The following is a 12,062-nucleotide window of genomic DNA, read 5'->3' as shown; positions in this document are numbered from 1 at the left end:
ATAGGTTAAATCCTGAAAATCTGGTTGCACATGAATATCCTGTCTTTTGTTTTAAGGCTTGTATCTGGAGTCTATTTGAGTTTTGAAACCTGTTATTTTAAATTATAGAAGAATATGGACATCTTATCACTCTTTGTCATAGTTCCCGTACTTGTTATGATCGTGTTGATCTTTACAAAAGGCTTAATCCAGGCCCGAATGGTCTCTATGTTTGGCGGGCTCATACAGCTTGCCATGGCCATAAACCTGATTTTTGCCTATCTAAAGGAAAAAACCATTAACGATAGTGTCATGGTTTTTACCCGGGACCTTGTCTGGTTTGAGGAGTTCAACATTCATTATCATATTGGGGTCGACGGTATTTCGGTAGCCTTGATCCTGCTCACCTCCATCATAGTGCTGGCAGGGGTTTTCATTTCCTGGAAAATAGATGATCTACCAAAAGAATTTTTTATTTCTTTAATCGTTCTTTCCACCGGGGTTTATGGGGTTTTTATTTCAATAGATCTTTTTACTCTGTTTCTTTTCTATGAAATTGCCGTGATCCCCATGTATTTATTAATTGGCATTTGGGGCTCCGGTCCCAGGGAATATTCGGCTATGAAACTCACTTTAATGTTAATGGGGGCTTCCGCGGTCTTACTGGTGGGTATATTGGGGATATACTTTAATTCCAATGCAGATGGAGGTGCTTTAACTTTTAACATCCTTGAAATTGCTAAAGTAAATATCCCCTTTGAAGCTCAAAAACTATTTTTCCCGTTAACCTTTATAGGCTTTGCGGTCATTAGTGCCTTATTTCCCTTCCACACCTGGTCTCCCGATGGGCATTCCTCTGCCCCTACCGCAGTATCTATGCTACATGCCGGGGTATTAATGAAACTGGGGGGGTATGGTGTATTTAGGGTAGCGATGTTCCTTTTGCCACTAGGGGCTATAGAATGGTCCTGGTTTTTTATCATCTTGTCGGCCACAGGTGTTATTTACGGTGCTTTTGCAGCAATAAGACAAACAGACTTAAAATATATAAATGCCTATTCTTCGGTAAGCCACTTAGGGCTGGTCTTGTTCGCCTTGTTGATGTTGAATAAAACCGCATGGAACGGGGCTATCCTACAATCTTTATCCCACGGTTTCATTACCGCGCTTTTCTTTGCCTTGATTGGGATGATATACAGCAGGACCCATACCCGCGATATTACCAAACTTGGAGGGCTTTTAAAGGTCATCCCGTTTATATCGGTCATTTATGTGATTGCCGGATTGGCTTCCCTGGGATTGCCCGGCTTTAGCGGATTTGTTGCCGAAATGAACATTTTTGTGGGCGCATTTCAAAATGAAGGAATGTTCTACAGGATAGCCACCATTATTTCGGTTTCGGCCATTGTGGTTACGGCAGTTTACATTTTGAGGGTAGTTGGAATTATGCTGATGGGACCTGTAAAAAACAACGAATACCTGAACCTGCCAAAAGCTACCTGGTTTGAAACCACAGGAATACTATTATTGCTTATCCCGATAGTAGGAATTGGAGTTGCACCTTTATGGTTAAGTGAAATGATTATGAAAAGTTTACAGCCTTTCATTCAAGGAGTATTATAATTTAAAGAGAAAACTAAAATGAATTTTAGTAGTTTTTTACTCATGCGGCACGAGATATTACTTTTAATAATAGCATTAGTACTGCTCATAGCCGAAATTTTTATTCCCAATAATAAAAAAAACGGCATTGTACACCTTGCAATCTTCCTGTTCGGGATCCATACGGCCCTTGGTTTTATGTCCATTGATGAAAGCAGCCTCTTTGGAGGGATGTTCCGTACCAATAACCTTATCCACTTCTTTAAAAATGTCCTGAATATTGGCGTGTTTATCCTTTTACTGCAATCTGCCGACTGGCTGCAGGAAAAAATAGTCAAGCAAAACCGGGGCACCGAATTTTTCATCCTGCTCTTCTGTTCTTTACTGGGCATGTATTTTATGATTTCGGCAGGCGATTTCCTAATGTTCTACCTGGGCCTTGAGCTATCGACCCTTCCTGTAGCTGCCCTTGCCGCCTATGAAATCATAAAAAGAAGCTCCAGTGAAGCCGGTATAAAATTAATCCTCTCAGCAGCACTCGCCTCGGGTGTATCCTTATTCGGGATTTCAATGCTGTGCGCCACCACCGGTTCTATCTATTTCAATGATATTATTGAAGTGATAACCTCCAATAACCTGACAATATTAGGATTTATCTTATTCTTTGCAGGCTTGGCCTTTAAAATTTCTCTGGTCCCCTTCCACTTTTGGACCGCCGATGTTTACCAGGGTGCTCCAATAAGCATAGCCTCTTACCTTTCGGTTATTTCAAAAGGGGCCGCGGTGTTCATTTTAATGATATTGTTGTTCACCGTATTAAAGCCCCTTATGCATGTTTGGGAAAACCTGATTTATGTAATAGCCCTGGCTACTATGTTTACCGGTAACTTATTTGCATTGCGCCAGCAAAACATGAAACGTTTTCTGGCCTATTCATCCATAGCCCAGGCAGGTTTTATCTTGCTTGGATTAATCACCGGCACCCAGTTGGGCACAGCTACGGTGGTATATTTTGTATTGATCTACATTTTTTCAAACCTTGCCGCCTTTGGAGTGGTACAGGCAATTTCCCTGGAAACAGGCAAAGAAAACATGGACGACTATAATGGGTTGTACCGTACCAATCCCAAATTAAGCATGATAATGATGCTTGCTTTATTCTCCCTGGCCGGTATTCCCCCGGTTGCGGGATTCTTTGGGAAATTCTTCCTCTATACCGCAGCAGCCAGTAAAGGCTATTATCTGCTGGTTTTCCTGGCGGTGGTAAACGTTACCATCTCCCTGTATTATTACTTGCTGGTAATTAGGGCCATGTTTTTAAGGCAGAATGACCATCCCATTCCGTTTTTCAAAAATAAGATCTACATGCGGTTAGGGTTGATCATTACCGTGATAGGGATTTTAGTATTAGGCCTTTACAGCCCATTGTACGATTATATATATGAACTAAGCGCTGTTTTTAAATAAAAAGTTATGGCATTGGAAGGAAAACATTCTTTTGGAAGTATAGGTGAAATCAGGGTAACTTTTGTTGAAAAGAAGGTTACAGAAAACCGAAAAGATTTTTTGCAAAAATTGCTTGAACACAATGGCTTTGAAGTAATTATTGAGGAAGAAAAAAGAAAAACCGAAGAAGATCCACAGTTGTATACAGTTGCAGTAACCCATATGGTTTTTAATCCTACGATTTGGGTCTATGAGCGTAAATTAAAAACCTTTGATGGGCATAAGGTAACCCCCGATTATTGGAACCAGGTTTCTGAAGATACCAATCCGCATTACTGGAAAAATTCTTAAAAATTTACGTGCGTCAAATCTTAGATGTATTGATGTGACAAAACCAATAGTATGCAAAACCATTACGGATTATGACCATAATGGTTTTACGTTTTAACGTTTCGTTTTAACGTTTCGTTTTATTATTTCCTAAAAGAACGATGTTCGTGAAACATTTCATTTACCCTTTGTTTTAACAAATAGTAAAAAACCACCGTTAAAGACGGTGGCTTCGATTTTCAGATTTAGCTCCAAAGTGGCATAAGACTCATCAGTGATGTTCTTGATATTTCACATACCGTTTTATCATATCCTCCTCTAACCCTACTGTGCTCACAAAATAGCCTCTGGACTAAAAATGATTGCCCCACTAGGGCTTGTGTTTCAAACTTGGATAAGTTTTGAAAAGTTTTATTGCAATCTTTCCTTTCAAAACCCCCATATATTCTGATATTGAAACTTTTGGAGGGATCGAACAAACTAGATGAACGTGGCCTTTTTGTACATTCATCTCTAACACCATTACATCTTTCCATGTACTGATTACTTGCAAATCATGCTCAACTAATGATTTGACCATGCCTTCAAGTATCTGAAAGCGATACTTAGGTGTGAACACAACATGGTAGTCACATTTGTAATACATATATGTTAATTTTCTATATTTACTCATCTTAAAAAGTTTTAGATGGGCAAAACCTTTAAAACATAGCCACCGTCAAAGACGCTGGTTTTTCAATGATAAATAAATATGAAAAATATGAAAACAGCATCTTTAACCAACGATCTTGAATACAATGAAAAAAACCCCAATATCAAAGTATTATTGGATACCAATAGCGGAAAGGAAATTAGAATTGTCTTTAAAAAAGGTCAAATCATGAAAAAACACCAGACTCCCTTCCCCATCGTTGTGGAAATATTCGAAGGCAGTATAGAGTTTGGGGTTAACGAGGAAGTTCATATGGTAAAGAAGGGAGATTTACTTGCGTTGGAGGCTAATGTACCTCATGATCTTATCGCGGTGGAAGATAGCATTGTAAGGTTGAGCTTGAATAAAGCAGATTCCGCTAAGCGTGTAGAAGATGTTGCCAAAAATTCATAACTTGAATTACTGGACATATAGGTCCTGGTTTTGATGATTTTCTAAAGATAATGAACTACCCCGATGCCTCTGCCTCGGGGCATCAAAATAATTTAAGCTGATTTGAATATGCTTTTTATATTCTTTTTGCTCTCCCTGATTTTTCACATATTTCTTCCTCTGGTACTATCTTTTAAAATTTAGCCTTGGCTTACTCAATTTCTATTTTATCCATTTCTTTCATAATTCGGTCAGTTTTAAGTAAAGCAACTATTATTTTTTGATAATGTAAAATATCATCAACCACTAGCGTGCGCCCTCTACGCTCTTTTAACCATTTTTGAGCAGGTTGATAGCCACCAATATAAAACTCCCAAGCTATTAATGGAATGTCATCAAAATACTGATCTTCATTTATCCATATTCTACCAAGTTGGTTTTCCTTATCAAATAACTCCCAGTCTTTTTCGGCAATTTTAGTTTTTATTTGGTTGTTACCATCTTTTGGATAGCTTGCATTGTAATCCTCAACTTTTCGGGATTCCAGCAAATGGATTTGCCTTATTTCCCCGCCCACTTTTATCAGTTTCCAAAATGAATCCGTATTTTTTGGATAAGGAACTCTTGGAAAACCTATTTTCAGGGATTCCTTATATTTTTCCCTGTAAGCATGTGAATGCAAAACAGCATAAATATAATCGAGAATATCGATTGGAGCGAAAGTTTGCCTAAAATCTGGTCGAACGTCTTCATTGTTTGCCATACACACATTACCTTCAACTTCTTTTTTAGCGATAAAGGTCAAGCCTAAATTTTCTGCTATTTGGCCAACAATTTCTTTCTTTAAATTCGGTGTTCTTTCGGTGTGTTCTGGGAGATTTTGCTGTTTGTTGATTTCGGGATATAAGTACAATGGAAAAACATTGCCTGCACCAAATTGAGCTGCCGAACCTATATAGTTTTTATCACAAATATTAATAGTTATAAATATGTGGTTAAACCCGCTAATTGCCTGTTTTGAAACAATAAGCGCTAAATTCCTACCGCTTAAAAAATGATGCATTATGCCATTCTTTGGACAACTATGATACCCTTTTGCATTACCTGTATAAAATGTCCATCTTTCATCAAAAGGTCGGTGGCTCGACTTTAAATAAATTCCCTTATATGGATAATTTGCTTCTAAGTCCTTTTTGGCAAAAGAAACTTTCCAATCACGAGCATCATTTCCCAAATTAAAATAACTTCTTGCCTCTTCATCTTCTAAAGACAAGAATTTCTCTATAGATTTTTTTGATTCGTCCTTTGTGAAATTAAGGGTGAATGCATCACGTCCAGTTACAATAGCAGTATTGTTTTTCATAAAAAGTTCATCGACCGAAAAACCCTGATAATAAATATCACTATCTTCAAAATCCATTTTTATAAAATAATAATTTGGGGCTCATTTTTTAATTTAGTCATTTTATTGAATTAATAGAATTATCATTAAGGAAAGTATATTTATCGCTGCTTTTTCCCTACAAATCAACATGTCAAATTCAGTTGTAATAAGGAGTTGGTTATCATCAAAATTCAGGAAATTGGTTTGGTCTGAAAAATTGCCGAAGTATATAGCATAAAAATCAGTTCTATTGCTTTCTTCAGAAAAACCTGCGTTGTTCAATATAAGTTCAAGGGTTGATAATGTTCTATTTCTTTCAAAAATTCCAATATATTGACCTTCGATATTGGGTTCCAATGCAACATCATTCTTACAAGTAAAATCCGTAATCTATATTCCGATTAAGAATCGGGAACCTCAGGGCGAGCCTACCTTAATGGTACGGGCACGCCTCATGGGAATTTTTAGAATCAAGAACCTCGGGGCAAGCCCACGATACATGCATTGGAAAATAATTTTAAAAATTCGAGGCAAGCCTCGGGGAATTAAACCCTCAATGAGGGATTAAAACCTTGGTCTTAACTTGGAATGGTCCTTCAAGTTCCTATGCAAAATAAAAGAAGTGCCATAGAAGAGCCCAATTAGGAAATACACAATTTTTCATTTCTAAGGATCAGCCTTTCTTAGCAGTCTTGATGATACTTTTTATGGTGTTGTCAGAATTTACTCCAAGCCCTTCCTGTTGGAAAACCATTTCACCTTTTCTATTGAACACGCTGATGATATTGGAATGGGAAAAATCTATTGGGGTAATTTGTTTATAATTTACAGCTAAAACGGCAGCAAATTCCCGTGTATTTTCTTCTGAAGACCTTAAAAACATCCAAGGTTCTTCGTCCAAAAGGTTCTCTTTTGCAAATGCTTTTAGTCTTTCCGGGGTATCTGTTTCTGGATCTATGCTTACAAAAATCATCTTCACTTCAGGCTTGACCTCTGCCGGCAGTGCTTTTTCAATATTCCTCATATCTGCTACCAACCTTGGGCACGCTGCGGTACAAGAGGTGTATATCATCACCATTACAAGAACATCACCCTCTAAGTCGTGTAATTTTATATCTTCCCCATCTTGGGTCGTCCAGGTTGTGGGCAGGTTGTAAATAGACATTTCAGAAAATTCTTCAGATTCTACTTCTGCAATTTCTTCAGACTTTTTCTCTGTGTTTTGATTACAAGAGGTTACCAATAAAGCACTTAAAAATGCCAAAACCAATATCTTTTTCAAATTATGATTATTTTAGATTAATGCTGAGTCGAGTCGGCTTTACACCAGCCATATTATAAATTTTCTATATCCTTTGCACAGCGGAACCCCAAATTTTTGATGGAGTAGGTTGCTTTGATACTTCCTCTAAAGGCATATCTCATAAAAGCCGCATAATTCATTAGATCAGATGCGCCTAACGCCCCACTTCCGCAAAAGAGATTCCTGTCTGCTTCGCTACCAGCCCTGGATTCCCCCGAAATCATGACAGAGTTGAAATCGCTGGTCCATTCCCAAACCAAACCATGCATATCATAGATGCCCCAGTAATTTTTGAAAGTACTTCCTACCTTGTTTTTATGGGAATCGGGACTTTCGTACCAAGAAAGGATTTTTTGATTGTAGCTTTCTTTAATCCTTGCATCTGGGGTGTCTTCATCTGCCATTGCGGTATATTCCCATTCATCCATGGTAGGCAATCGTTTTCCCTGGCACTCACAGTAGTTTTTGGCAGCAAACCAGGAAACGTTTGTAACTGGGGAATCTGGTGATATATTTTTATCGAAACCCTCATCACTTTCCCAGTTGTACAAATAGCGTTCATCTGCAAAAATTTTTATAGCCCTGGATTTTTTCCACTTCGGGTTTTCCTGCACAAATTGCAGGAACTCTTTATTGGTTACCGGGTATATATCCAAAAGGAAACTTTGCACCTTTACCTTTGTAGAATCGGTTCCGTAAAGCGGGATATAAGATCCCCCTTTCACCTGGGCCATTTCTGTTACCTCTTGTGAAAAACCGGTCAAACTTGTAATCCCTATAACAGTTAGGAACATCAAAATTAATTTTCGGTTACCCATTTTTGCTGTTTTTAACCCTCATTGAGGAGTTTACTCTTCCAAAGCCTGCCTTAAATGGCATTGATTTAAAAAGCCTACTTCAAATTTTTACAATTTTCGTCACCGATTTATATTGATAAATACCTCTTGGGCTCGCCTGTAGCTTCTGGTCAGGCTTGCCCAGAGGTTTTTGCTTTTTATTTCCTTTGTGCCTTCACCATGGCAGGGGTAACTTTCGTTTTGTTGTTGCCCCAATTATTATAAATATAGGTCATTACATCTGCAATCTCCGCATCGGTAAGGTTTTGACTTGTCATAACAGAATTATATTTTTCTCCATTTACCGTGATCTCCCCAGTTAACCCATGGATCACTGCATTTATAGCCCTATTGGTATCCTCGTTCAGGTAATCTGAATTTGCCAAAGGAGGGAAAGCGCCTGCAATACCTTGTCCATTTGCTTGGTGACAGGCAAAACATGTTTGCATATAAATTTGTTTTCCCTGCTTCATTTGTTCTTCCAAAGATTTTACCTGCTCAACTTCAGGCTCTGTGGATTTTTCAGCAACTGGCATCGCTTGTATCGTACTACCCTCCGGTAAATAGGTTTTTTCCAGCTGGGTACCGGAATATACCTTTTCATTTTCCTTTCCTTCAACCTTTAGCACACCGAGGGCACCTTTGTTAAAGGCCCGGAATATGGAGTGGTCCACAAGGATAAAAGATCCTGGAACATCCACTTTAAATTCAACTATTGCAGCACCACCGGCTGGGACAAGGGTGGTTTGAACATTCTCATTGATCATATTCCCTCCTTCTAAATACACTTTATCAAATATCTCCCCAATAAGGTGGAAAGAGGATACCAAGTTAGGTCCTCCATTCCCCACAAACAACCTTACAGTTTCCCCAACTTGGGCAGTAAGGGCGTTGTCTCCGCTTAAAGAACCTACGGCACCGTTGAAAACAACATAATCTGGGTTTTCATCTATGGCCTTCTGCATATTGAAAGGCTGAAGGCCTGGTTTTCCATAAGCACCTTCAGTATAGAAATCCCCCTGCATAACGTAGTATTCTTTATCTACAGGAGGCAAACCTCCTTTTGGTTCTACCAAGATCAAACCATACATCCCGTTTGCAATGTGCATACCCACAGGGGCGGTCGCACAGTGATAAACATAAAGTCCTGGATTCAAGGTTTTAAATGAAAATACTTTTTCCTGACCGGGAGCTACAAAAGAGGACTCAGCACCTCCACCAGGACCTGTTACCGCATGCAGGTCTATATTATGAGGGAGTTTATTGTCTGGATGGTTCTTCAAATGAAATTCCACCTCATCCCCCACTCTGGTCCTAATAAAACTCCCAGGTACAGATCCTCCAAATGTCCAGTAGGTATATTTTACGCCACCTGTCATCTCTCCTACTTTTTCAACTATTTCCATATCCACCACAAGCTTAGCAGCCTTTCTGGCTCCCACCGGTGCGGGAACAAATGGTGGTGAAGTCAAATGCGCTTCGATCTTTGCTTCTGTTCGCATATCTTCAGTCTTTTCTTCCTCAGGCTTGCAGGAATAAATACTTAATAAAATTATCAGAGATGCCAATAAAGCAAGTCTAGATTTAAAAATACTTTTTTTGCTGAAATAAGATATACTCTTCATGGATTTCGGTTTAATTGTTTGATGATGTAAAGAAAAGCAATAACCTTCTTTAGTTAGATGACAAAAATCATTTTTATTCTGTTTTTTTTATATAAAGTTTAACAAAATTGTTGCTATTTTGAGCCTTAAGTGCTTCTTAAGCGTTTCTACAGTACTCCTTACATATAATTGAACAAATGACTAATGGAATATCACTAATTATTTTTCGAAGTGAATATTTCCCATCGCGTATTGATTGTAATAAATCGTCTTCGCTTGATTATCCTGGCGCAAGCAACCAATTAACTTAACAACCAAGAACAACAAAATGGCCGTATTCCAATTCCAGTGCACAAAGCCAGAACCAAAAGATATTGTTTGTTTCTAAAGATCCATTTTAGATTTACTTCCCATAGCACCCTATCTTTTCGCTTGTTTTGCTGCTAATACATTTTCAATATTTGGAATTGATCATGACATATGAAAAGAGAAGCGCAACGGTTTATGCAGTCTGTTCAACTTCCGAATGTTGTGTTTTGTTGTCAAAAAAGTGACGGACAGTGGGGGTGCAGGTCTAAAGGCATTTGTAGAATATCAGAACATAGGCAGCGGCACCAAATGAATAATGGAATTTCGGTTTGGCAGATGCCATTCACGATTTTGGATTGGAAATGAAGCATTAGACTACATTGAGCGTCAGCATTCCTGCCTTTTCTCAGCAGGGCTAGTACCATGGAAACTGAAATCCAAAAAAATAACTAAACTACCATCGGCTAAAGACCGATGAGTTTGAAATCGCCTAAAGGGGACTAAAGATTGCATACTTAAAAAAAGAAGCACATCAATAACGAATAACTATTAACCAATAACTATTCTGGGGATACTAAAGTCTTCGCCTGAAGGCGAGGGATTTTCCCCCAGAATGATACATTAATAAAACACGTATGAAAATAAATTAATAAAATTCCTAACCATTTTCACTTCAATAATAACGTTTTCCTGTTCCGATAAAAGTTCGAGTTTGGAAGGAACATACGTGAGAGAAGTATCAACAAAAAATCCAGACTCAATATTCATTACACATATCAAAGAAAATCATTTTCAAATAGAGGCACGACAATGGAAAAATGGTCGTAAAAAATCGAAGAGTACAACAGGAACATTAGATAAGAATAATATCTATTTTGAGAATGGCAATGTTCTATCTCTTACAGAGAATAATAATATTAGGGCAGGGGAAATTGAGTACGTGAAAGTTTATTAGAAATCTTCATTTAAAAAAATTGAAATGATCCTAATCTATCTCTAATTAAGTTATAAATTGGGGATTACAATCCCTGAAAAATGCTATATTTGGGGATTACAATCCCTAACTATGATCAAGAGAGACTTAGAAGAGAAGATTATAAATCGTTTTGGTACTGGTAAAGCGATTCTGTTAATTGGTCCACGACAAGTGGGTAAAACTACACTTTTCAACAAGTTATTGGAAGGAAAAGAATATCTCTTTTTAAATGGTGATGATCCAACTGTCAGAAAATTAATTTCCAATCCGAATTTAGAACAACTCAAAAATATTATTGGTAACTACAAAATTGTGTTTATAGATGAAGCACAGCGCATAGATAATATAGGATTAACACTAAAATTAATTACAGATCAACTAAAATCTGTTCAATTACTTGTGAGTGGCTCATCTGCTTTCGAATTAAATAACCAAACACAAGAACCGCTTACAGGTAGAAAATGGGAATATCAGCTCTACCCTATTTCTTGGGGCGAATTTGAATCGAATGTTGGATATCTTAAAGCTGAACAACAATTAGAACTAAGAGTTATTTATGGGATGTATCCAGATGTCATTAATAATTTTGGTGATGAAAAAGAAATCCTAAAACAACTTACAGATAGCTACTTATATAAGGATCTTCTAAGTTATGGTGGAATACGCAAGCCAGAAATACTTGAAAAATTATTACGTGCTTTGGCTTTTCAGATAGGAAGTGAAGTAAGTTATAATGAATTAGCACAATTGTTAGGTATAGATAAAAAAACTGTCTCCAATTATATTGACTTGCTATGCCAAGCATATGTGGTTTTTAAACTTCCAAGCTTCAGCAAGAACTTAAGAAATGAAATTAAAACCAATCAAAAAATATACTTCTATGATACAGGCGTTAGAAATATGATTATTGGTGATTTAAATCCTCTAGAAGTGCGCCAGGACAAAGGTAATCTTTGGGAAAATTTTTTAATTTCAGAACGATTGAAAAAAAACGCTTACAGTGGCTCACTAGCCAAAGGCTATTTTTGGAGAACTGTTCAGCAGCAAGAAATTGATTATGTAGAGGAAGAAGCGGGAACAATTACTGGTTTTGAAATAAAATGGAATGCAAAAAGTAAGGTGAAAATTCCTAGAACGTTTACAGGGACCTACAATACAGAAGTGAAAATTATTACACGAGAAAACTTTAGAATGTTTTTAAAGTAAAAA

Annotated in this window: 9 protein-coding genes and 1 pseudogene; 5 read left to right on the top strand and 5 right to left on the bottom strand. The window is 37.5% G+C overall.

Annotated elements, in window-relative coordinates; all coding sequences use genetic code 11:
• Positions 1–114: 114 nt before the first annotated feature.
• Genes JM83_RS12320 through JM83_RS12310 form a run of 3 tightly spaced genes read left to right on the top strand, consistent with a single transcriptional unit; the run spans position 115 to position 3,378 of the window.
• Complete coding sequence (locus JM83_RS12320; RefSeq protein WP_144962444.1) at positions 115–1,602, top strand: NuoM family protein; 1,488 nt, start codon at positions 115–117, stop codon at positions 1,600–1,602.
• Between the two features lie 18 nt (positions 1,603–1,620).
• Positions 1,621–3,048 carry an NADH-quinone oxidoreductase subunit N gene (locus JM83_RS12315; RefSeq protein WP_144962443.1) on the top strand — a complete coding sequence of 476 codons (1,428 nt, stop codon included), beginning with the start codon at positions 1,621–1,623 and terminating at the stop codon, positions 3,046–3,048.
• 6 nt (positions 3,049–3,054) lie between these two features.
• On the top strand, positions 3,055–3,378 hold the full coding sequence (locus JM83_RS12310; RefSeq protein WP_144962442.1) for a hypothetical protein: 324 nt from the start codon (positions 3,055–3,057) through the stop codon (positions 3,376–3,378).
• 250 nt (positions 3,379–3,628) lie between these two features.
• Here the strand turns inward: JM83_RS12310 and tnpA are convergent.
• A pseudogene (gene tnpA / locus JM83_RS12305) lies at positions 3,629–4,030 on the bottom strand (IS200/IS605 family transposase).
• An 87-nt stretch (positions 4,031–4,117) separates the two neighbouring features.
• On the opposite strand from tnpA, the gene JM83_RS12300 reads away from it, so the two are divergent.
• Positions 4,118–4,462: a cupin domain-containing protein gene (locus JM83_RS12300; RefSeq protein WP_144962441.1), complete on the top strand. Its 345-nt coding sequence runs from the start codon at positions 4,118–4,120 to the stop codon at positions 4,460–4,462.
• Between the two features lie 190 nt (positions 4,463–4,652).
• Here JM83_RS12300 and JM83_RS12295 read toward each other — a convergent pair whose 3' ends face one another.
• From JM83_RS12295 to nirK, 4 genes are all read right to left on the bottom strand, one after another.
• Positions 4,653–5,861: a type ISP restriction/modification enzyme gene (locus JM83_RS12295; protein ID WP_144962440.1), complete on the bottom strand. Its 1,209-nt coding sequence runs from the start codon at positions 5,859–5,861 to the stop codon at positions 4,653–4,655.
• A gap of 637 nt (positions 5,862–6,498) precedes the next feature.
• On the bottom strand, positions 6,499–7,107 hold the full coding sequence (locus tag JM83_RS12290) for an SCO family protein (RefSeq protein ID WP_144962439.1): 609 nt from the start codon (positions 7,105–7,107) through the stop codon (positions 6,499–6,501).
• A gap of 53 nt (positions 7,108–7,160) precedes the next feature.
• Positions 7,161–7,946, bottom strand: coding sequence for a formylglycine-generating enzyme family protein (locus JM83_RS12285; RefSeq protein ID WP_144962438.1), 786 nt, complete (start codon positions 7,944–7,946; stop codon positions 7,161–7,163).
• A 176-nt stretch (positions 7,947–8,122) separates the two neighbouring features.
• The gene (gene nirK, locus JM83_RS12280; RefSeq protein ID WP_144962437.1) at positions 8,123–9,589 is read right to left on the bottom strand and encodes a copper-containing nitrite reductase; all 1,467 of its coding nucleotides are present in this window, start codon (positions 9,587–9,589) and stop codon (positions 8,123–8,125) included.
• A 1,354-nt stretch (positions 9,590–10,943) separates the two neighbouring features.
• Between nirK and JM83_RS12275 the strand changes: the two genes are divergently transcribed.
• A complete protein-coding gene (locus JM83_RS12275; RefSeq protein WP_144962436.1) occupies positions 10,944–12,059 on the top strand; it encodes an ATP-binding protein in 1,116 nt (371 codons plus the stop codon).
• The last annotated feature ends 3 nt before the right edge of the window (positions 12,060–12,062 follow it).

The organism is Gillisia sp. Hel_I_86, from assembly GCF_007827275.1.
Lineage (GTDB): Bacteria > Bacteroidota > Bacteroidia > Flavobacteriales > Flavobacteriaceae > Gillisia.
This window is presented reverse-complemented; position numbering and strand designations above follow the sequence as displayed.